The sequence below is a fragment of the Pseudomonas sp. GW821-FHT02C04 genome, from assembly GCF_059421845.1.
In genome coordinates, this window is sequence record NZ_JBWKVT010000001.1 from 37,546 (window position 1) to 59,611 (window position 22,066).

Consider the following 22,066-nt stretch of genomic DNA (forward strand, 5'->3'; position numbering starts at 1 on the left):
TTGACGCTTTTGGCCAAAGTCCGACAGTTCTTGCGCTTTGATGGCCCGCTGCTAGTGTCAGAAAATGGCCGACAAGCGATTGACCATGCCCCGTCGCAAGCGCCCCGGAATCGCCATGTTTCGATATTTGAAAGAACTGCTTTTAATTATTTATCTACTGCTTTATTCCGAATATTACCTTGAGCGTTTAAACGCCATGGGTATCGGCCCGGCAGTACTTCTTTTTGGCGCGATGTTTTTGGCGCTGACTTTCGCATTATTACTAACGGCCTATATACGTCAGACTTTCATTCGGCACTTGTTCGCATTAACGATGTTTGTTTCGGCGGTGTTTTTTGATGTTTATACCCGGGTCACCGCCGATTACCTGACGTACAGCAGCTTCGTCTCGCTGGTGTATTCCGGCGGTTTCATCCAGGAAGCGGCCTACCAGTACCGGGACGCGATCGTCCACGGGGCGCTCAATGGCCTGCTGCTGTTGGTCGGCATCGGCCTCAAGCCACGGCATTCGATCCCCGTGCCAAATGCCTGGCGGATCGCGGCGCCGTTGTGCGGCGTACTGCTGCTGAGTGCGGTGTTGTTCGTGCGGGCCGGGGAGGGCGCGCGCGGGTTGCCGATCATGTACACGCCGCTGGCCTACCTCAATCTGTTCGGCTACGAGGCATTGCACAACACCGTCGGCCCGCGTGAGTCGGTAACCCTGGCGCGTAACGGCCCTGCGGTGGGCCACGACATCGTGCTGATCATCGACGAAAGCATTTCCGGCAACTACCTGGATATCAACGCGCCGTTCGGCGTGCACAGCAACCTCAAGCAAGCGCCTCCGGGCGTCGACATTTTCAACTACGGCTATGCGGCGTCCATCGCCAATTGCAGCGCCGACACCAACGTCACCCTGCGCTACGGCGGCACCCGCGCCGATTACATGCGCATCAACACCACGCTGCCGTCGATCTGGCAGTACGCCAAAAAGGCCGGCCTGCGCACCGTCTACATCGACGCCCAGCGCACCGGCGGCAACCTGCAGAACCTGATGACCGACACCGAGAAAAAGGACATCGACGAGTTCGTGCAATTCGACCAGACCAGCGTGCGCGACCGCGACATGGCTGCCGCTGCCAAGCTGATCGAATTGCTCAACGACGACAAACCGGAGCTGGTGGTGATCAACAAGGTCGGCGCGCATTTCCCCGTGCACGACAAATACCCGGACGCCTTCATGGCCTACCGCCCGACCTTGCCACGCGGTCAATTCACGGAAGTCGCCGACACCGGCAAGCGCGACGGTTTCAACGGCCAGCCGGATGACTGGGTGCTGTACCGCAACGCCTACAAGAACACCGTGCTGTGGAATGTCGGCGAGTTTTTCTCGCGGGTGTTTGCCCAGGCCAACCTGAACAACGCGCTGCTGATCTATACCTCGGACCACGGCCAGGATCTGCACGAGCGCGGCAACCCGGGGCTCAACACCCATTGCGGCGGCGACCCGGTGGAAGAAGAGGGATTGGTGCCGCTGGTGGTGATTCAGGGCGATCAATTGCACACGCTCGACTGGTCGGCGCAACTGGCGGCGAACAAGGATCGCTCCAGTCACTACAACATCTTCCCGACCCTGTTGCAGTTGATGGGTTATGACCTGACGGGGATCGAGTCGGTCTACGGCAAACCGCTGAGCGTGCCGACGGCGGATGATTTCACCTTCAACTACCGCTTCAACGCGCGGTTGGGGGCCAAGCCCGAGTGGAAACACATCGACCTGAACAGCATCGTCACGCCGGGAGAGGCGCCGACCAGCGTTGCAGCCGGACAGTAACCCTGCGCCATCCGCTATCCTTGCCCCACACGGATCGATCGGATGGCGGCATGCTGCAGGTTCAAAACGTCTTCAAGAGCTATCTCACCCCTCAAGGCCCGTTGCCCGTTTTGCAAGGCATCGACTTGACGCTCAAACCCGGCAGCAGTCTGGCGCTGATGGGCGAGTCGGGCAGCGGCAAAAGCACGCTGCTGCACCTGATCGCCGGCCTGGATAAAGTCGACAGCGGCAGCATCCATAGCGGTGAACATCGACTCGACGCCATGAACGAGGCGCAACTGGCCAACTGGCGCCGTACTGAAATCGGTCTGGTGTTCCAGCAGTACAACCTGATTGGCAGCCTGCGGATCGAGGACAACCTGGCGTTTCAGGCGCGACTCGCCGGGCGCCATGACCCGCGCTGGCAGAATCATCTGGTGCAGCGTCTGGGTCTGGGCGATCTGCTCAAGCGTTATCCTGAACAACTCTCCGGCGGCCAGCAGCAACGGGTCGCGCTCGGCCGGGCGTTGGCGTCGCGGCCCAAGCTGTTGCTGGCGGATGAACCCACCGGCAGCCTCGATGAGGCGACCAGCGACGAGGTCCTGCGCCTGCTGCTGGAATTGCTCGACGACACACCGACCACCTTGCTGATGGTCACGCACAGTCAGCGCGTGGCGGCGCGACTGGCGGAGCGAGTGGTGCTGTCCAGCGGTCGTCTGACGTGAGGGTTTTTCGGCAAACGTTGATCGCGTTGCTCAGCCACTGGCGGCGACATCCGGTGCAGTTTTTCAGCGTGTTGACCGGACTGTGGCTGGCCACCAGCCTGTTGACTGGTGTCGAAGCGCTCAACAGTCAGGCGCGGGACAGTTACGCCCGCGCCAGCCAGATGATCGGCGGCGAACCCCAGGCCAGCCTGAGCACACCGAACGGCGCGACGTTTTCCCAGCAATGGTTTGTCGATCTGCGTCGTCAGGGCTGGCCAGTATCGCCAGTATTGCAGGGTCGCTTGATCCTCAAGAGTCACGAATCCCAGCGCTTGCAGTTGATGGGTATCGAACCGGTGTCGCTGCCGGCCGGCAGTGCGGTGGCGGGGCAGGTGATGCCGATCGAGCGCATCGTCGAATTCTTCAGCCCGCCGGGCAGTACCTGGATTTCACCCGAGACCTTGCAGGCGCTGAACCTCTCCGAGGGCGCGACACCACAAACCGAAACCGGCCAGACATTGCCGCCGTTGAGGGCGCAAACGGACATGGCTCCCGGTGTGCTGTTGGTAGACATTGGCGTCGCTCAGCGCTTGCTCGAACAACCCGATCAACTGTCGCGGCTGCTGTTGCCCAAGGATTTTCCCGCCGAAGTGCCGGCGGCGTTCAAAGGCCAGTTGCAGCTCAAGAGCAGCGGTGAAGAAAACAATCTGGCGCGGCTGACCGAGAGCTTTCACCTCAACCTTGATGCCCTGGGATTTCTCTCGTTTGTCGTCGGCCTGTTCATCGTGCACGCCGCCATCGGCCTCGCACTGGAACAGCGCCGTGGGCTGTTGCGCACGTTGCGCGCCTGCGGTGTCAGCGCGCGGATGCTGATCACTTGCCTGATCGTCGAACTCGGTGCACTGGCGTTGATCGGCGGCTTGTTCGGCGTCGTCAGCGGTTACTGGCTGGCGAGCGTGCTGTTGCCGGATGTCGCCGCCAGCCTGCGCGGGTTGTACGGCGCGGAAGTGGCGGGGCAGTTGCGCCTGAGTTCTTGGTGGTGGTTGAGCGGTATCGGCTTGAGCCTGCTCGGCGCGTTGCTGGCCGGGGCCAACAGTCTGCTGCGGGCGGCGCGTCTGCCGTTGCTGGCTGTGGCCGATCCGCAAGCCTGGCATGAACAGCATGCGCGCTGGTTGCGCCGGCAGGGCTGGGTGGCCGGGGTGTTTACCGCGATTGCGTTGATCGCGCTGCTGTTGGGCAACAGTCTGGCCAGTGGTTTTGTGTTGATGGCGGGGTTGCTGCTCGGCGCGGCGCTGGCGTTGCCGGTGGTGCTCAGTGGGCTGTTGAACGGTTTGCTCGGGCGCAGTCGCTCGGTGCTGGGGCAGTGGTTTCTCGCCGACTGCCGACAGCAATTGCCGGCGCTGAGTCTGGCGTTGATGGCGCTGCTGTTGGCGATGGCGGCAAACATCGGCGCCGGCAGCATGACCGCCGGTTTTCGCCAGACCTTCAACGACTGGCTCGAACAACGTCTCACCGCTGAGCTGTATCTGAACCCGAGCAATCCGGCCCAGGCCCGCGAGCTCTACAGCTGGCTGAAACAGCAACCGAGCGTCGCGGCGGTCCTGCCCAACTGGCAGGTGTCGGTGACGCTGCAAGGCTGGCCGACGGAGGTGTTCGGCATCATTGATCATCCGCACTATCGCCAGCACTGGCCGCTGCTCGAAGCCCGGGGCGACGATCCGTGGGCTGCGCTGGCCACCGACGATGCGGTGATGCTCAGCGAACAACTCGCCCGCCGGCTCAAGGTGCGGCCGGGCGATCACCTGACGATTCCCACGCCGGGCCTGCCGTGGTCGCCGCGCATCGTCGGGATCTACGCCGACTACGGCAATCCCAAGGGGCATGTGCTGGTCAACAGCAATCACCTGCTGCGCAGCTGGCCGCAACTGACGCCAAACCGTTTCAACCTGCGCATCGAACCGCCAAAAATCCCCGCGCTGCTGAGCGCCTTGCAGGCGCGTTTCCAGCTCGACGACAGCCGCATCGTCGATCAGGCGCGGCTCAAGGGCTGGTCGGTGCAGGTTTTTGAGCGAACCTTCGCCGCGACGGCCGCGCTCAACAGCCTGACGCTCGCCGTCGCCGGGGTGGCGCTGTTCATCAGCCTGCTGACCCAGAGCCAGAGTCGCCTCGGCCAACTGGCACCACTGTGGGCCTTGGGGGTGACGCGACGACAATTGATGCTGCTCAATCTCGGCCAGACCTGGCTGCTGGCGGTGCTGACGCTGGTGCTGGCATTGCCGTTGGGCATCGGGTTGGCGTGGTGTCTGGATGCGGTGATCAACGTTCAGGCTTTTGGCTGGCGTTTGCCGTTGCGGGTGTTTCCGTGGCAGTTGTTGCAGTTGACCGGGCTGGCGCTGCTGGCGACGTTGCTGGCCTCGGCGTGGCCGCTGTATTCGCTGTACCGCACGCAACCGGCGGATCTGCTGAGGACATTTGCCCATGAGGATTAGCTTCGTCGTGGTGTTTCTGGCGCTGATGCTCAGTGGTTGCGACAACCCGGCACCGGAGCAGAAAGGCTTCGCCGGGATGGGCGCCCAGGCGCAGGCCTTCACACCGGTGGTGCCGGGGCGGGTGTTCAGCTTTCCGGCGGATCACGGCGCCCATGACGGTTTTCGCATCGAGTGGTGGTATGTGACGGCCAATCTCAAGGATGCCCAAGGCAATGATTTCGGCGTGCAGTGGACCTTGTTTCGCAGCGCCCTGAACGCCTCGCCGGAACAACCGGGTTGGGCCAATCAAACGATCTGGCTCGGGCATGCGGCGGTGACATCGGTCAATGTCCATCACGCCGCCGAGCGTTATGCCCGTGGCGGCGTCGGGCAGGCCGGGGTGCATGCCGCGCCATTCGAGGCGTGGATCGATGACTGGCGTTTCGTCAGTCAGGCGAGTGATCCACTGGGCGACATGCAGCTCAGCGCAAAGGACAAAAACTTCAGTTACCAACTGCGCCTGACCTCCAGCCGCCCGCTGGTGTTGCAAGGCGATCACGGCTTCAGTCAGAAATCCGAACAAGGCCAGGCGTCGTATTACTACAGCCAGCCGTTTTTCCAGGCCAGCGGCACCCTGCAAATCGACGGCAACACCTACACCGTCAACGGCCCGGCCTGGCTCGACCGCGAATGGAGCAGCCAACCGCTGACCGCCAACCAGACCGGTTGGGACTGGTTCTCCCTGCATCTGGACGACGGCGCGCACGTCATGCTCTACCGCATGCGCCAGAAGGAAGGCGCGCCGTACTTGACCGGCACCTGGATTAGCGCCGATGGCCAGACTGAAACGCTGCACGCCGACCAGATCAAACTGACCCCGCAGGACACTGCGAAGGTTGCTGGCCGTTCGATGCCGGTGCGTTGGTCGATCGGGATTCCGGAAAAGAATCTGCAGATCACCCTCGATGCAATCAACCCCAGCGCCTGGATGGGGCTGCGCATTCCTTACTGGGAAGGGCCGGTGCGCTTGAGCGGCAGTCAGGGCGGGCAGGGTTATCTGGAGATGACGGGGTACTGATTCGCCCTGTGCGAGGAGCAGCGGCCGATTCAGCGTCTATGCTCCTTGGCACGCACGGCACTGAATACGCCGTGTGCTGCCATTCATCACAGGGAAAGTACCGCTTATGAAGCTCCAAGCACTGACGCACGCCATCGCACTTGCCACTGTCCTGTCCGCCACCAGCCTCACGGCATTGGCCGCCGACATTCCACTGTCCGCAGCGGTCGAGGCCGACCAGGTCACCACCAAAGTATTGGCGGTCGACCCGGCCAATCATCAGGTTGTCCTTGAAGGCGCGGAAGGTCGCCAGGTGCACATTCAGCTCAGCGACAAGGCGAAAAACCTCGGCAACCTGAAGGTTGGCGACAAAGTCGACATCCAGGTTACACATTCGATCGCCGCTTTCCTGGACACCGACGTGGATAAAGGTCTGCCTGGCTCCACCGAGCGTACCGGTGAGCTGCGCAACGCCGTGGGCAGCAGCAACCCCGGTGGCGAGGCGTTCCGTCAGGTTCAGGTGCAACTGAAAATCACCAAAATTGATTTGAAGAAAAACCAGGTCACTCTGGAAAACCCTTCGGGCCAATCGAAAACCCTCAACGTCGAGAAGCCTGAAATCCAAGCCAAGCTCAAAGATCTGAAAATCGGGCAGAGCGTTGTGGTCACTTACACTGATGTATTAAAAGTGACCAGTGAACATGAAAGCTGAGTATTAACTCTACAGCGTGACTGTTCTTGTACAAGTAGTTGTATGAGAACAGTCATATGAAATGTTCGAGCCGGATAATTCTGAAAGTTTGTCGGGAAATATCGATGATCAATACCCGTTAACTTTTTAGTACATAAAATTCATGTTCAAGTAGCACGACATATCTGCCAACTTCCATTAAAATCCCTCCCGTTCGCCCAGTGTCAGGGCTCTTTACCGGTGCATGGATTGCCAGGCCATTACACTGGGCGAACACCTCCTCCGGAGAGATGGCTAAAGAATTCAGATAAAAAAAGGGCGACTGTGAAGTCGCCCTTTTTTATTGTCCTCAGGATTTGGCAGGTCGCATACCTTGCTGCATGTGAATACGCTTGAGTGTTTGCTGGTACATGGTGGTGCGGCGGTGGTTCTTGGCGTAGCCACCGGCGGCGGCCACGGTGCCTGCCTGGATGTGATCCAGGTAGCGGAAGATCGTCCGCGGCGAAAGAAATCTGATGCCGTAGCCGAGGCTGCTTAATCGATCCTGCAGCGTGTATCCCGGGACCCGGTCGTCCATCGAAAAATGCAGCCCGTGCGCCTTGATCAATCGTGCATTCCACAAGGTGCAGAAGCTTTTCAGGTGGGTTTCCCGGTAGGGTTTTGGCTCCCGGGAACGCAGGCCCAACTGAAGTTTTGCCCGCCGGAAATAGTGTTTGAAATAACGCGAAGACAAGCGCCAGGTGTCTCTTAGAACACCCCGATCAAGCTGTTCGACACAACCGACTGCTGCTGTATCCAAAGATTGCATACACTCGTTGATCATCATTGAAAAGACAGTGCTGTCGAACACGAAAGTGTCGGTGTGCAGCAGAAACAGGTAATCGGTTTCAACTTTCGCAAGTGCCAGATCAAGTGCCTTGCCATGAGCAATATGTCCGGGTTCCTTACCCGGCGAGGGGCGCTCGATCAAGTTGATCCAGTCAAGGGAACGCAAGTAAGTCAGACTTTCGTCCGCAGAATCGTTGTCCACCACCCACACCGGAATCTGATGATCCTTGACGTATTGCTGGAGAAACTCCAGGCACATCCGGGTTATTTCCGGGGTTTTGTAATTGACCAATACAAGACTGAACGCGGGCTGTTGTGCCGAGGGGAAATCAAACTCTCTCATGATCCAGGCTCACATCGAAATGAATGGCTTTGTGTGCGGTGAGCAACGCTCGCACCGCGCTGCTTCGTGGCCCGGATGGTAGGGACGCAACCTTAGTTCAAGCTTAATTTTTGAACGGTCGGCGTCAGTCGACTTGTTACGACGTGCGACGCAAGCGCAGGCCGCGCACACGGCGACTTTCCACGGTAAGATGCGCCGCCATTTTCAGATCAAGGAAGACAACGGCCCGCGCCGTTTGCCACGGATGAAACCACTTTCCCTCTACCACCCGGCCCTCTATTGGCTGCGCGTGTGGCAAAAAAGACTGTTCCGCCACATCGCCTGGCACTGCTCGAGCAAACGCTACGCACGACCTGCCGCGACGTCCGAGCGCTTGCCGTATCGCTACCTCAAACACACCTCCAAACTGATCCGTAAACTCGGCGACTCCGACCTTGCGCTGCAACACAACAAAGTCATCAACCTCAAACTCGCCGTCGCCGCCATCGACGGCGTCACCATCGCGCCTGGCGAATATTTCTCCTTCTGCCGCCTCGTCGGCCGCCCGACCCGCCAACGCGGCTATGTCGAAGGCATGGAACTGTCCTTCGGCCAGGCCCGCACCGGCATCGGCGGCGGCATCTGCCAACTCAGCAACCTCATCCACTGGATGGCCATTCACTCACCCCTGGTCGTCATCGAACGCGCCAACCACAGCTTCGACCCCTTCCCGGACGACGGCCGCGTCCTGCCGTTCGGCTCTGGCGCGGCGATCTTCTACAACTACATCGACTTGGTGCTGCACAACCCGACGGACCGGAGCTTTCAGCTGAAGCTGAAGGTGGGGGAGACGCAACTGGAGGGAGAGTTGTTGTGTGATCGGGAACGGGCGTATCGGTATCACGTGTTTGAGTTGGGGCACCGGTTTGTGCGGGAGGGGGAACGGGTGTTTCGGGAGAATGAGATTTGGCGGGAGGTGAGGGAGAAGGGGCAGGTGGGGGCTTTGGTGGAGAGGGAGAGGTTGTATGGGAATCGGGTGGTGGTTAAGTATGAGGTGGCGGAGCAAGTCATTGAAAGGTAGCAATAGGTTGTGTTTCTTGCCTGAGGGTTTCCAGCGCGTGACGGAAATAACGCAATTACAGGTTTCGGTAGGGATACGTTTCGCCGCATAAGTGAAACGTATCGTCCAAATAATAAACCCCGGAAATCGAGTTTATTACCAGTTCGAGTTTTCCCTTTGATGGGAATAGCAAATAGAACAGCTCAAAGAATAAGTAGTCCTTGATGAGAGTAGCTGCTACGTCCGGGTGGATTTTTATCAGAATTGAAAGTGGCGGGTAATCGCAATCTCGTAATGCGGGGATGTCGGCGTAGCCTTGTTTTTTGTCGTCTTGTATGCATTCAGAAATGAATGCGTTTGCTATCTCATGAAAGTGCTCGGGGAGTTCTTGGGTTTTTATCGATAAAGTATAATTTTTGGCATTTTTTGAAGAGGGCTCACCGAAGCCAAGGCTGCGGTAGGTGACAGAGGTTGGGTCAATGGTTTTGTATTCTGATTTGAAGATCATGATTGTTTAATCGCTGGAGGGGGCAAAGGCGTTGCTGTATGTACGCAGTCGTGGTCGTCTACATAAGTTAAGAAGCTAAGTGCTGCATTAGTTATCCAGAATGGAAAGCCAGTCGTCTCTGAAAGTAAGATTCTCAAATCGGATGATGACTGAAGCGTCCAGGCATGTACTTGGTTATCTAGGACGATTAATGTTAGCTTCTCATAAGGGTATAGGAAATCGACTTTTTTCCAATAATCTGGGTCGTGTTGTTTTGTCGCGGATTTTAGATTGAATGGGTCAAGGTTTTTTGTGCTGGAGCCAAAGAAGCAGGTTTTGATATTTGAAATTATTTCTTCTAATTCCTCGTTTTTTAGTTGCCGGATTTTTAGAAGGTTTGTTTCGAGTGCTGATATGATTTCTTTTTCCAAATAATTCATCTAGATGATCCTACTGCTTTACGGAGAAAAGTGAAAAGCGGATGGATTTATTTTCTTCAACGAAGAATAAATCTGTCCACTTTGGTTTTCTAAGGCTTCCAAAATTGGATTCCTTCCATATGACGCTCAATATCGTCCATGTCATCCTCTCCGAGGGTTGAGTCAAATTTTGTAGTGATGATCTTTCTTACCTTCGTAAGTCTTTGAGTCACGTTCTCGTTATCAATAAAGTCGGTAGTTGCTTTTTGGTAATCGTTGACAGGCTTGTCGCAATAGTAGCTTCCTATCTTGTGCAGCGAAATCAAGATAAATTCAATTTCCGCTAGAACCTCAAGAGGCATCCTCTCCATTGATTTCTATTGTTTGATTTTTTTCTAACATTGATCTCTCCTCAGGTTTATTTTCTTCAGAAAAAAATAAATTTCTATCCTTTGGGTACGTTCTATTGGTTTGTTATGCTTCAAGCATAAAATCTTCGATTTTTTTAATAAATTCCATCTTGTTTTTTGTTTTGAATTCCCCTAGGAATGTCTCAGAATTTTTTAAAGGGTTCCCTTTGTTGTCGTACTTGATCGTTAGGAATTCAATTACAAACTCCCCCGTTGGATCTCCTTCTGGTTCAACTCTGGAGTCAAAGCAGTGTCCCGTAGTTTGTCGTGCACCACCTAGTAAAACTGAACTACTAAACCACTCTGCAGTTTCTGGGGTGAGATCAACCTCGTAAAGATTGTTGATTGTGATTGTCCATCCACTTGGTACTCGGAGGGGTTGGAGTTCGTATTTAAGTTTTGTTCTCATATTGTTTGGTTTTTCTCATGTATTTTTTAACTTGATCTGGAGGAGCCGGGAAGCTGTGTATTACAGGTTGTCCTGATTTTGTTAGTTTAATACTTATCTGGTTGGTAAGCTCGCCGTTGTTATAGCTTACTGGAGTTTCTGTAAAAATAAATCTGTCCCCTTTGGGTTAGGTGTTGGAGGGGATGATTGAGGGGGGATAGTGGTGATGTTGCTTTAGTCATCTGGTTTGCTTCATGTGTCGGAAGCGTTTTTCGATTCTAGCTTTCCAGGTTTTTTAATACGTTCTCTAACGCGATTTTCAGTTCTGCCCAGTTTTTGGCTTTTTCACAATGAATCGGATTTTGCCAGTCTTGATTGTGGATTAGAGAGATTACAAAGGAACCGCGAGTGCTGAATTCTGGATACCATCCGATATTGAGTATTTGGCCGCATGGGAAGATCGCTTGAAACATATCCTCCTTCAAATTGTTTATTAGGAGAGAGAGCTTGATCGCTTGATCAAGGTGCGATATATCATCGAAAGTTATTTTGGCTCCGAGTCGGGCTAGGTCTTTTTTCATGATTTATCTAACACCTTGAGAAAGGAAAGTATGTAATATTGGTTTTTGTAATCGATGTTTCTATATTAGATCTATGTTATAGGTTGGTTATATTGTCTGGTCCGCCATTTTTGATGAGCATGTTTACTCGACGATTGAAGAGCTCGAGATTTTCAGGAATGTTGTTGGTTGCAACTGTTTCTTTGAGAAATGACATTATTTTCGAGATTCTTCGCTTTTCGTCGTTGTTGGCATCTCGGATGAGATCGAACCCGTTTTTTGACAGATAGGGTTGTTCGGTTCTCAAGTAGTAATAGCAGCCAATGTTTTCAAGAAGGTCATGCGCATCGGTTATCGTGAGCTCTACAGTGATTAGATACAAACTGAATGCATTTTTCAGTATTTCTGTCGAGTTGTTCAATGGTTTTAGAAATACACTCGAGTCCTGCCAGTTTCTGATATGCAACTGAGTGCCCCAGTCTGGATCTCTCGTGAAATACTCTCCTTTGCCCCTGAAGTAATCTGGGAATTCATTTTTGTTCAGTGCGATTTCGAAGTTGCTCGTCATTGTGTGGGCCTGGTTTTTGGTGACGGTGATTTTATCAATTCAATGATGTTGTTTTCAATTTCACATTGGCTTCAATTAGTAGCGGGAAAGGGAAGGTTGTTCATTGTAGGTGCGATAGCCAACGTCGAAGTTGCTAGTGGTGTGAGTGTTGCTATATGTGGGGTCGAATAGACCTGTGAGAGGTGGTTGAGTAGGTTTCTCTCTTGAATTTAATTCTTCTAAGGCCTTTTGAAGCTCAAGGTAGCTCTCTATGTATGTGTACTCTGACGAGTTAAATTCAAGTGTTATAGTGCTGGGTGAAATGAATGCGAAGTTAATCAAGAGCTCCGGAGTCGAAAAAAGTCTTCCGCTGATGTCGTAAATTTTGTCTCCGGTATTTAAATTTTGGCCGTAGCGTTCGTGGGTTAAATATCCGTTATCTTGGTTTAATAGTCGCAATAGTTTTTCGTAGCCTTTTATTGACTCAAAGGAAATACTGGCTTGTCTTATTATAAGGAAGCCGTCTTCGGTCATGTTCTCCAAAAAGGTTGAATTCTGCCTGTTGATTGAGGCAATGACGGGCTCGTCGATCAAGTTAAGTAAGAAGTTTGATAGCTTAAGGCGAAATTTTTCCCGAGGGTTTTCGATGGGGGGGATGCTGATATAGCTTATAATCCCGCCTGCATTGTCGGAGTCGATCGCGCCAAAACACTCTGTGATATCAATTGAAAAAATCATTTTTGCTTTCTCGATAGTGAACCGATCAAGTGATTTGGGTTCGATTTGCTCGCCTTCGATGGTCTTTAATCCCTTTGGTTCTCTACTCTTTGTATGTAAATGTGCCTCTGAAAGTGATTTCTTTGCCTCGGATTACGCGGGCTGGTGGATTGCCTTGAAAAGTGAAGTCGTATATTGCAATAAGAGTATCTATTGTTTGATTGGTAGGCTGAATATTTTTTGATTTTATGTCTGAGGATATATCGGAGTCGTAAGAAAAACCTTCAATTGCACTCTCGAGAGAATTGGTGCTATCGACTGTGTCAGCTTCGATAAAATCATTATCTATAAAACCAAGTGAAAATGTATTTGTGAACTCGCATCCAAGCGAGTTTCCATCTTCAGAGTATGCCGGCACCATTATTTCCTGGAGCGTTGATGGCTCCCAGTCAGTTTTTGCAGTCCAGATTGAGACTGTTTTTGTTTCTTCCATTTTTGTACCTTAACTATTGAGGCCTGAAGGAAGTCACGCTGCTGCCTAGTCTTTGGGGTTATGAAAAGTAGGCAGATTAAATTTTGTTCTGAAGGGCGCAAGGACTGTAAAGAGATGCAAATTTATGTTTGTCAGAGAAAAATAAGTCGTCCCCGTTTAGTTTTTTAGCCGCCAAAGCTGCAGGGTGTGGCGGCTTTTAACCTTATCTTGAGACCGACTAAGAAGTTTTTCCTTTGGATGCTTTTGAATTCGAATATGGTCGCAGTTTTTAGGATCTTAATTCTACATACTCTTCAAAAAAAGCATAAAAATTTTCTGCAATTGTTTTGGAGGGTTTCTTGTTGAATAAGTCGTAACTTATAACCCTTCCGCTTCCGGATGGGCTGCAATCTATTGCCCAGCAGACTTCGTCATCTTTGAAGTAGATGACGGCTAAATGTGTAGGTAGTTCAAATTCTGATCTGCAATATGTAGTACTGTAGTTTATTGTTGAGCCTGACTCTATAGTGGCGTCATTATCCTCAATGCCACATATTTCTGAGTCTACTGCGCCGCCTCCGCAAATTTTGAGGAACTCAGAAAAATCTAGCGGAAATTTTAACCCCAAAATTTTTTCAAGTTTTTCGATCTGCTCCGCATCGCATGCTCCAAACCAAAAAGTTTCTTCGTCGGAGTTTTCGAGTTTTTTTATTAGACTTTGATAATTATACATTTGTATCCTCACTCAAAGTCTTTGGCTCGTTCTTTACAATAACCATTTCTGAATTTTTAATATTGCAGTTCAAGCTTCTGAAAAGGAGATAGATTTATTTTCTTCACAAAAAAATCTCCCCATTGTTGGCTGTCTTTTGGATTTCTATGACTGTATTATTTCAATGATGCCGGTTTTTGATTTTATATTGGTTTCCATTAGCGCTTTGTCTGGTCTTGGTTTGTTGTCTATTAGTTGTAGAAACCAGTTTGCGTCGAGTATTTCAAATAGTCTATCCCAGCGTGGTTCTCTAGCAATTGCTTCGGGTAAGACAATGCCATTGAATCCATAGCCGTTGCCTTCAATGAAAAGGAATGAATTGCTATCGTAACAATATCCAATAAATTTTGGCCACTCAGGGCTGTTTGGTATCTCAGGTTCGAAATCCTTTTTGCCAATCACGTAAAAGTTTTGCATTATTCCTCCGGAAGAATATCGATTTTATCGAACTTTACTGTTTTCCTGTCGAGGTGTACCTGCTGAGCACCGCCGTCACCGTACTCTTTGTAAGCCTCGGTTGTTGGTTCAAGCTTTGTTTTATCAGTATCACCTTTCCAGAAAGGAACTCGAGCTTGCGGTTTCCCATCAACATAAAGTTGTAAGGTATCGAATTCTGCCCTTATGCGTGAGTCACTCCAAGATCCTGGACCGTTAGCGTCTGAAAAGGGGACTGAAAAGGGGACAGATTTATTTTCTTATTTTCTTTAACGAAAAATAAATCGGTCCCCTTTGACTCCTTGACTGTCCAAGAGCATCCTTTCCTTTGAATTTGATTGTCCTTTTTATTATGTTTTTAGAGTTAAGCCCATGCTATGGATAGATTGTCTGGACGATCAATGGGTACTATGGCCACTGTGCCGCTTGAAGATTGAACATGGATGTTGCAGTTATGAAAAGTGATTTTTTCAAATGGGTTGGTTCTGCTCAATACGATCAGCCAAACTAGTTCGTCGGTGTCTTTTTTGGAAAGTGCAATGAAACCGTCATCTCCGGATGCTAAGCATTCGCCGCAAGTAAAAAAATTGTTGTTAGAGTCTTCTGCTGTATAAGAGGTCGAGAGGCCTTCGCATATGTCGGTGTGCTCTAGTAAGAAATCATTTGCCGGGACCCATGTTTTTTTTGTTAGTTTTTCTTCTTTTTCTGAACAATCAAAAAGGCAGTAGAAGCCATTGTTTAACGTAATTGAATTTTGTCGAGGGTATGCTTCTTCAAGCCAATGTTCTTGGATTTTATGTTTGTCGGTAGTGAACATTTTTACTTGCCTATTCGTTTGTCTTTGGTTGGTTGTTTCAAACGAAAAATAAATCTGTCCCCTTTGGTTGCTCCCTTTGGTTGCTTTATTTATTTATGGCTTGGTACTTTTTAAGGCAGTTTAGTAATGTTTTCATAAAGTTGCGTTTGTTGGATGGTGGGGCAGGGAAGTATGTTGTCATGTCTGAAAAGATTCGATTGAAGCTTTCGTTCTTTTCTAGATAGAATGTAAGTGAGTCTATATACCATTGCTGTTCGCTTGCTATTCGGCTTGTGAAGTCTGGCATGATAAAAGCGTCGAAAAGCTTAGTAAGCTCTAATTCGTTGTTTATGTCTGTACTTGCTATCTGTTCTTCTGCTTCAACATTTTGATCGCTATCCACGTCAAAGGCGAAAAGTAGAGACGGCAAAATATCCAGGGTTGGTTGTAGTTTCATTGTTCGTACTTTGAAAAGGGGACAGATTTATTTTCTGTATCAGGTGTAAGCTCTACTTCGTATAAGTTATTTATTGTAATCGTCCAGTCGCTTGGGACTCGTATGGGCTGGATTTTATATTCAAGTTGGGCTCTCATATTTTATTTTATTTTATTTTATTGGGTTTTTAAGAGTGGATTTCGCTAAAGTTGGTTTCGCCTTCGCTACTAATACAACCTATGAAACTCAGGTCGTCTGAGAAAAAATAAGTATGCTGAGGGATGTTGGCGAAAATTGCCAAGGTGGTTTCGAAGTCGTTGGTGCTGGTTTTATATGCGCTCTCTGTAAGGGCGTCACCGATGAAAACTATCTCAGTAATCCTTAGCGCCTTTACTTTTTCTGATATTGCTCTAAAGGCGTGGTCATACTCACTTTTTGCGTAGCTCATACTGTTGGGAAATGAGTCCCACGATATTTTGGAGCCAGAAAATGGAAATTTTTTGTTGATGGCTGATGCGAAGTCGTCGTGTGCTTCCCTTTTTAATTTTTCGAAATCGATACTCGATTCTGATAGTTCTTTTTCAAGTTCTTCGTCGAAATAGCTCATTTTTGAATGCCTTGCGGGGGGACCGGGAGAGATTTATTTTCTTCAAGGAAAAATGAATCTGCCCCCTTTGGCTTGTTTGCTTTGGTTTTTAGTCCCCTTTGGTTTCATTTTTGTTTTCTACCAGATGTCAATTCGGGCGCATCTGAATTCGATGAGATCTCCAGTATCTATTCCGCCTGGTAAGTAGTCTTCGATAAGTAGACTAATTCCACCCACCGCTACCAGTTGCTCTGAAATGTCTACTACTTTAGCGATGACCTTTCTGGAAAGCCCCGGTTTTTCTGTATCCCAGATTCCCACTGTCGAATCATTTTCACAGAGCATCACATTTTTTATTGAGAAGACATGCAATGGTGCATCTATTGTATCTCCAATATTCACACTGCATGGTTGGGAAAAAGCGACGAAATTGAACTCTCCATCGCTGATTTCGACCTCTGCTTCCTCGGAATCTGTAGAAATCCAATTAATATTTTTTACATGCATATGTGTCACTCTTTTTTTAATCCGTATGGAGATTTCCATCCGATCTGAGGATTTGCTCCTATCGTGTCTGTCTTAACAGACTTTGGTTGTGCTTTCCATCCTAAGCTTGGAGCTTTGGTTTCAAAAAAAGAAATGGATTTTAAGTGCATTGTGGTAATTTCTCCAGTAGCTCTATCAACCCCAACAAGCAGCCCTTTTGCGGAGCCTACCCCTCCGGGAATTGCGACAAAAGCGTTTAGTTCAGGTGCAAACGTCCCATTACGAATAACTGAGTTGGCGTCAGCTACATACTGGTCAAGAGTATAATTTTCTTGGCCTAATGTTTGCCCAATTTCCTCTCCGTGCTTTTCGAAGTGACGTACGTCTTCCCCTGGTTTAAATTTTCTGTCAGCAATGGGAGGCGTTGGCTTCCCTTCATTTACTTTAGCTTTATCCTCTGGCTTCTTCGATGATCCAGAACCACCGTCGTTTCCTCCTGGACACTCACTTTGACCCAGTGGGTCTATCCAGCCCGTTGGGTTAGTCACGTACTGGTAGTTATTCAACCCACCCGCAAGCTTGATCGGATCCGGAGTCAGAAACCGCCCGGTCCCCGGATTGTAGTAGCGGTGCCGGTTGTAATGTAACCCTGTCTCCGCATCGAAATACTGACCCTGGAACCGCAACGGGTTGTCGATTTCGCTGACATCCAGCGCAGCGAGGTTGCCGTACGCACGGTACTTCGCGGACCACATGATTTCGCCACTGTAGTCAGTGAGTTCCTGCGGCGTGCCCAGATGGTCGAGTTGGTAGTAAAACGGCGTTGCTTTGCGCGGGCCTTCGCCGTCGAGCATGGCCAGCGGGCGGAAGCTGCCGGGTTCGTAGATGTATGTGCGATAACGATTGTCGCCGCTTTCGGCGATCAGGCGTTCGCCTTGCCACAGGAACTCGGTGGTTTGGCCATCGACGGCTTTCTCGATGCGACGACCGAAGGCGTCGTATTTGTAGGATGCGGTGCTGCCACCCGGCAGGCTCGCGCCGATCAGTCGATGCTGGCAGTCGTAGCGATATTCGGTGACGAGCTTCTGTCCGGTGCCGCGACGTTCGCGGATCAGGTTGCCATAAGCGTCGTAGTCGTAATGGCGGTCGCCCTGCATCAACAGGCGGTTGCCTTTGACGTTTGCGAGGTTGGCTGTGCCTTCGTTGTTCTGGCCGAGCAGGTTGCCTGCCGGGTCGTGGGCGAAGGTTTCCGGTGTCGCGCCACGCACGCTGGTCAAGCGGTCCAGCGGGTCGTAATGGAAGCTGCGATTGCCCTTGCGGCTGTCGTCGATGCCGGCGAGGTTGCCGTTGGCGTCGTAGTTATAGCGACGCTGGAACAGGTTTTTCTCGCGCTGGCTGACGCTGTGCGCTTGCAGGCGACCTTGTTCGTCGTACTGGTATTGGCTGAGCAACAGGCCTTGTTGGCGCTGCTGTTCACGACCGGCGCTGAATTGGTGGCTGGTCAGGCGTGAGCCGTTGAGGTCGATGCTGCTCAGACGTCCGCCGGACAAATGGCAGTAGTCGAGTGTGCTGCCGTCGGGGAGGCGGCAGTGACTCAGTTGTCCGACGCTGTCGTATTCGTAGCGCGTGGTACCCCAACCCTGATGCTCGGTGATCAGACGATCCTGCACGTCGTATTCGTAGGCAAGCGGCCAGTGCCCGTCGTCGACATTCACCAGACGACCCAGAGCGTCGTAGCTGTAATGAATCTCTTCGCCATCGGCGAGGGTCTTCACCAATAGTCGTCCGACAGTGTCACGCTGATACTCGGTGACCAGTGCGCTGCCGTCGTCGCCGAATTCGGTTTTCTTCAGCAACTGGCCGTTGAGGTCGTATTCGTACGCGGTGCGGCGGCCGTCGAAACCGGTTTCCTGCTGGATCAAACCGTTGGCGTAGTAGTCGAGTTTGTAGTGCTCGCCGCGTTCGTTTTCGATTTCAGAGAGCAGCAGACCCGAGTTGTCGTAGCGATAGCGCAACTGGCTGCCGTCGGGGTTGATGCGGCGGCTGACCAGATGCAGGTTATCGGCGTATTCGTAGCGGGTGACGCGGCCAAGCTCATCGCGTTCGGCAGTGACGCGTCCGTATGGGTTGTAGGTGAAGGCTCGGGTGGCGCCACCGGGCAGGGTGACTTGGGTCAGGCGATCTACGGCGTCCCACTCATACTGAGTAATGGCACCGAATTCGTCTTGACGAGTGATTTGCCGGCCAAGCGCATCGTATCGGTACTTGCATTGGCCGCCATCTGGTAAGCGTTCTTCCAGCAACTGTCCGAGGTTGTTCCAGCCCAGTTGATGACGGCTGCCATCGGAGTGGCGAATCTCTACCAGTCGGCCCTGTCTGTCGTAGCTGTAGTGGGTTTCGTTGCCGTTGGGATCGGTTTGTTGGGTGATGTCACCCTGACGATTGCGCTCGTATTTCCAGCGGGCTTTGTCCCGCTGAACGTCAATGAGTTGGCCGTTGAAATAGTTATAACGGGTCGGAACTCCCTCGGGCGGTATCACCGCAATCAAGCGTCCTGCGTCGCTGTACTGATATTCGGTGATCGCGCCCATCGGGTCTTTTACTGCGATCAGACGACCTTGATCATCATAAGAGTTTTGCGTTTCGCCGCCGTCGGGTGCGGTCTCACTGATAAGGCGCGCATTCTCATCATGCACATAGACTTGATTGCTGCCGTCCGAGTTGTAAGCGGTGACTGAGCCGTTGTCATCCCATTCGTAGCGCGCTTCCAATTGCGAGTAGTTAGCCCAGTGACGAACGCAGCGGGAGAGTTTGCCCTCTCGCTCCCATTCCCAGAAGAAACTGGCACCACCGGCAAGTTGCCGCTCCACAATGACGTGTTGCTCGTTGTAGCGGTAATGCTCGGCTTCACCCTCAGCATTGATCGCCGACACGAGTTGATTTCGAGCGTTGTAGCGGTAGGTGACCATCGTCTGGATGGTCAGCCATGGATCTTGGCGCTCACCGCGATCGTTATATTCAGCACTTTGTTGCTGTTGGTCGACTGCCACAATGTGGCGATCGTCGTAGCGAAGCAACAGGGAACGTCCGGCACCGTTGTCGATACGCTGAATGCGATCAACAAAGTCATAACTCAGGTGCAGGCGGTTTTCATAGGCGTCACTGATGGTTGTCAGTCGTCCGGCACGGAAATGGTAAAAGCGTATTTTGGGTCCGGCCTGGGTCAGAACGAGTTCACCGGGTGCGTCGCCCAGGAAGATTGCTGCTTGCGCAAGGCTATTCGTAATAGCCGGTCGTTGTTCCGTCGGCATAGGGAACCGAGTCCGACGATTCTCGTTATCTATCCACAAAACACCTTCGTCGTCGAGTTGCAAACGATGTGAAAGCGAGTGGCTCCAGCCATGACCGAGACGGCTGTCTATTTCAACCGCACTGCTGCGATACAGACGGGTCCATTCCAAAGCCAGCGAACCAATAAGTTCACCGTCGGTTAGGGTAAGTAATTCCTCACCGGTTACCATCGAAATTGGGTCATCTTTAACGCACGTTTCGCTGGAGCACTTGGAGGGTTGATCAGCCGGATTTTTCGACTGATCTGGAGCGTTGTCGACCTTTTCTACTTGCTCTGCTCGAGAGACAGGTTCATTTTTTCTCCGGGCTTGAACCTGCGCATCGGATTCAACTTTTCCGCCGCTGACAGGATGTTTCTGTTCAGGTGCCTTAGCGGTTTCAGCAGGTTTGGGGCTGGCAATCTGAACATCGGCCTTACGCGCCGGGTTGAACTTCGAATCACCATTAAGCAGCAAAGGCTTCGACGCCTCGGTATGCGGTGTCGCCTTGGATTTGCTGACTTTCATCAGCATGCCCGTGAAGTCTTCAATCAGCTTCACGACTTTGCCGCTGGCTTGCACGCCTTTGATGGCTTTCGTGCCGACACGCACTGCCAGACCGAGACCGCCAGTCAGGACGACGCCGACCAGAATGTTCAGCAGGAACTCCGTGCTCATCTGAGCCAGAACTTCGGTGCAGGTTTGCGGCGGCAGCATTTTCACCCAGGCCACGATGGCAGCGACGTAGATCCACATCAGTGGTTCGTCGCTGGCGATCAGCAGGGCAGTGTGAATGGCCTCGGCGGAGGCGTCATAAATCTTCTTGATTTGTTCTTCGGTGAAGAAGTTTTTCAGTTTCTCGTAGTTCTCACGAGGGTGCGCAACCAGGTCATAGAGGCTTTTGATATCGCCCCACAAACCCATGATCGCTTTCAGAAAACCTTCCCACGCGGCTTCCAGTTCTTGCAGGGCACGCCCGCCCAGCGAGGCATCCGTGTGCGCTTGCCAGAGCGGTAGGAAACTGGTGCTCCACTCCGTCTGTAACCAGCCTCCAAGTTCGCCGATTACCCCCTGATAGGAGTTGAACAGACTATCGATCTGGGCAGGCGTAGGGTTGGGGAAGAAGGTGATCTTGTATTGTTGGTTCGGTGTAAGGCCCGAGACTTCGAGGATGCCGGTCGCATCGATAGTCTTGTTGATCGCCGGCCCCACTTCGTTTTTGCCAACGAAGCGACCATCGACCACAGGCGTCAGACGTACCGGCGTATTGCCGATCGGCACAAAGCGAGCGGATTCGAAACTGTGTACGAGCACGAGCTTGCCGTTCGCCGGGCAGTTGGCATAAAGGGTATTTTCCTTTTTGCTGTCCTTGTCCGCCGTGCCGACTTCGTCACCGACCTTGAACTGCTGCTCTGCGTCCAGAATACCGCCGTACCAGGCTTCGGCATGCTCGCGATAATCCTTCAGACACTTCTTGAAGTCGCTGATGATGGCCTGAGCGTCAGGTTGTTTTGCGTTGAGGCTGCCAACAATCCCGCCCATCAAAATGCTCATACAGCCACCTCACTTTCCAGATGGGCCTTCAGCAGGCCGGTAAAATTTTCTTCCGTGAGTGGCGTGCGTTTTACGAAGCGCGCCACTTTCTTTTGCAGGTTCGATTCAGGGAACGAGAAGTACAGGTCGGCATGTTCGTCTAGCAGCCACTGCATCATGTTGCCGATCACGGTCGACGGGTTTTCGGTCATCAAACCGTCCAACAGATCTTTCGGCACCTCCCACCACGGCCAATCCCTCGCCTTCGGCACCACCCTCGGCCCGACTTCCAGGCTGCGGCCATTGACCAGATACCGCTCAAACACCGGCAGCACCTCCCCAGCGCTCTCACCCAGCCCTTCAAGAATCGGATAAATATGCCGCCCATCCCAGAACCGGAAAAACACCTCGGTCCCGTCCGGCATTTTCACCTGGGTCAGGCTGCGCAGGTGTTCGAAGACTTCGTTGGGTTCCGAGCGGGAGACCGCCAGCCAGCCCCAGTCGAGGGCGTCGGTTTCGGTGATCCAGGGCAGGAAGGCCGAGTTGGCCTTGAGTTCGGCGACGTAAGGCATCACCGGTTGCCAGGTGGAGTAGGGCGTTCCACCCCAGACGGGAATGGCCTGGACGGACGGTTCGCTCTGATACAAGGCTTTGAGCGCTTCGGCATCGCTGGCGGCGCTGACGATCAGGTACAGGCGTTCGTTCGCCTTGAGCGGGTGCGCGGAGAGCCAGGCCTGGGGAGTGATTTTTTCAGATGCCACAACAACCGTC

The 22,066-nt window shown here is 52.3% G+C and carries 22 protein-coding genes; 6 read left to right on the forward strand and 16 right to left on the reverse strand.

From position 1 onward, the window contains the following. Positions 1–115: 115 nt before the first annotated feature. The 5 genes from AC07VV_RS00165 to AC07VV_RS00185 all read left to right on the forward strand — a co-directional run bounded on the left by AC07VV_RS00165 (position 116) and on the right by AC07VV_RS00185 (position 6,733). Positions 116–1,813, forward strand: a complete 1,698-nt coding sequence (locus AC07VV_RS00165) for a sulfatase-like hydrolase/transferase (RefSeq protein WP_495034760.1) — start codon at positions 116–118, stop codon at positions 1,811–1,813. 50 nt (positions 1,814–1,863) lie between these two features. Continuing rightward, positions 1,864–2,517, forward strand: a complete 654-nt coding sequence (locus tag AC07VV_RS00170) for an ABC transporter ATP-binding protein (protein WP_273535249.1) — start codon at positions 1,864–1,866, stop codon at positions 2,515–2,517. Further along, positions 2,514–4,985: an FtsX-like permease family protein gene (locus tag AC07VV_RS00175; protein WP_495034761.1), complete on the forward strand. Its 2,472-nt coding sequence runs from the start codon at positions 2,514–2,516 to the stop codon at positions 4,983–4,985. The genes AC07VV_RS00170 and AC07VV_RS00175 overlap by 4 nt, the downstream gene beginning before the upstream one ends. Further along, positions 4,975–6,042, forward strand: coding sequence for a lipocalin-like domain-containing protein (locus tag AC07VV_RS00180; protein ID WP_495034762.1), 1,068 nt, complete (start codon positions 4,975–4,977; stop codon positions 6,040–6,042). Before AC07VV_RS00175 ends, AC07VV_RS00180 begins: the two co-directional genes overlap by 11 nt. A 106-nt stretch (positions 6,043–6,148) precedes the next feature. After that, positions 6,149–6,733 (forward strand): hypothetical protein, encoded by a 585-nt coding sequence (locus tag AC07VV_RS00185; RefSeq protein WP_495034763.1) that lies wholly within the window; start codon positions 6,149–6,151, stop codon positions 6,731–6,733. 328 nt (positions 6,734–7,061) lie between these two features. Here the strand turns inward: AC07VV_RS00185 and AC07VV_RS00190 are convergent, their stop codons facing one another. Next, positions 7,062–7,883 carry a glycosyltransferase family 2 protein gene (locus tag AC07VV_RS00190; protein ID WP_495034764.1) on the reverse strand — a complete coding sequence of 274 codons (822 nt, stop codon included), beginning with the start codon at positions 7,881–7,883 and terminating at the stop codon, positions 7,062–7,064. Between the two features lie 244 nt (positions 7,884–8,127). Between AC07VV_RS00190 and AC07VV_RS00195 the strand changes: the two genes are divergently transcribed. Beyond that, complete coding sequence (locus tag AC07VV_RS00195) at positions 8,128–8,943, forward strand: VanW family protein (protein WP_495035911.1); 816 nt, start codon at positions 8,128–8,130, stop codon at positions 8,941–8,943. A 55-nt stretch (positions 8,944–8,998) separates the two neighbouring features. Here AC07VV_RS00195 and AC07VV_RS00200 read toward each other — a convergent pair whose 3' ends face one another. From AC07VV_RS00200 to AC07VV_RS00270, 15 genes are all read right to left on the reverse strand, one after another. After that, entirely contained in the window at positions 8,999–9,430 is a 432-nt protein-coding gene (locus AC07VV_RS00200) for a hypothetical protein (RefSeq protein WP_495034765.1), read from the reverse strand. Then, the gene (locus AC07VV_RS00205; RefSeq protein ID WP_495034766.1) at positions 9,427–9,849 is read right to left on the reverse strand and encodes a hypothetical protein; all 423 of its coding nucleotides are present in this window, start codon (positions 9,847–9,849) and stop codon (positions 9,427–9,429) included. The genes AC07VV_RS00200 and AC07VV_RS00205 overlap by 4 nt, the downstream gene beginning before the upstream one ends. A gap of 453 nt (positions 9,850–10,302) precedes the next feature. After that, the gene (locus AC07VV_RS00210) at positions 10,303–10,647 is read right to left on the reverse strand and encodes a hypothetical protein (protein ID WP_493072760.1); all 345 of its coding nucleotides are present in this window, start codon (positions 10,645–10,647) and stop codon (positions 10,303–10,305) included. Between the two features lie 257 nt (positions 10,648–10,904). Then, a complete protein-coding gene (locus AC07VV_RS00215; RefSeq protein WP_495034767.1) occupies positions 10,905–11,207 on the reverse strand; it encodes a hypothetical protein in 303 nt (100 codons plus the stop codon). A gap of 76 nt (positions 11,208–11,283) precedes the next feature. Then, a complete protein-coding gene (locus tag AC07VV_RS00220; protein ID WP_495034768.1) occupies positions 11,284–11,754 on the reverse strand; it encodes a hypothetical protein in 471 nt (156 codons plus the stop codon). A gap of 75 nt (positions 11,755–11,829) precedes the next feature. Continuing rightward, positions 11,830–12,471 carry a hypothetical protein gene (locus tag AC07VV_RS00225; protein WP_495034769.1) on the reverse strand — a complete coding sequence of 214 codons (642 nt, stop codon included), beginning with the start codon at positions 12,469–12,471 and terminating at the stop codon, positions 11,830–11,832. 82 nt (positions 12,472–12,553) lie between these two features. After that, positions 12,554–12,943 carry an immunity 22 family protein gene (locus tag AC07VV_RS00230; protein WP_495034770.1) on the reverse strand — a complete coding sequence of 130 codons (390 nt, stop codon included), beginning with the start codon at positions 12,941–12,943 and terminating at the stop codon, positions 12,554–12,556. Between the two features lie 268 nt (positions 12,944–13,211). Continuing rightward, positions 13,212–13,655 carry an SMI1/KNR4 family protein gene (locus AC07VV_RS00235; protein WP_495034771.1) on the reverse strand — a complete coding sequence of 148 codons (444 nt, stop codon included), beginning with the start codon at positions 13,653–13,655 and terminating at the stop codon, positions 13,212–13,214. A gap of 144 nt (positions 13,656–13,799) precedes the next feature. After that, positions 13,800–14,111, reverse strand: coding sequence for a hypothetical protein (locus AC07VV_RS00240; RefSeq protein WP_495034772.1), 312 nt, complete (start codon positions 14,109–14,111; stop codon positions 13,800–13,802). 382 nt (positions 14,112–14,493) lie between these two features. Next, a complete protein-coding gene (locus tag AC07VV_RS00245) occupies positions 14,494–14,946 on the reverse strand; it encodes a hypothetical protein (protein WP_495034773.1) in 453 nt (150 codons plus the stop codon). An 85-nt stretch (positions 14,947–15,031) separates the two neighbouring features. After that, a complete protein-coding gene (locus AC07VV_RS00250) occupies positions 15,032–15,382 on the reverse strand; it encodes a hypothetical protein (protein WP_495034774.1) in 351 nt (116 codons plus the stop codon). Between the two features lie 166 nt (positions 15,383–15,548). After that, positions 15,549–15,968 (reverse strand): hypothetical protein, encoded by a 420-nt coding sequence (locus tag AC07VV_RS00255; protein WP_495034775.1) that lies wholly within the window; start codon positions 15,966–15,968, stop codon positions 15,549–15,551. A 117-nt stretch (positions 15,969–16,085) separates the two neighbouring features. Further along, positions 16,086–16,454, reverse strand: a complete 369-nt coding sequence (locus tag AC07VV_RS00260) for a hypothetical protein (RefSeq protein ID WP_495034776.1) — start codon at positions 16,452–16,454, stop codon at positions 16,086–16,088. 5 nt (positions 16,455–16,459) lie between these two features. Continuing rightward, positions 16,460–21,316 carry an RHS repeat-associated core domain-containing protein gene (locus AC07VV_RS00265; protein ID WP_495034777.1) on the reverse strand — a complete coding sequence of 1,619 codons (4,857 nt, stop codon included), beginning with the start codon at positions 21,314–21,316 and terminating at the stop codon, positions 16,460–16,462. After that, the gene (locus AC07VV_RS00270) at positions 21,313–22,056 is read right to left on the reverse strand and encodes a DUF4123 domain-containing protein (protein ID WP_495034778.1); all 744 of its coding nucleotides are present in this window, start codon (positions 22,054–22,056) and stop codon (positions 21,313–21,315) included. Before AC07VV_RS00270 ends, AC07VV_RS00265 begins: the two co-directional genes overlap by 4 nt. Positions 22,057–22,066 lie beyond the last annotated feature (10 nt).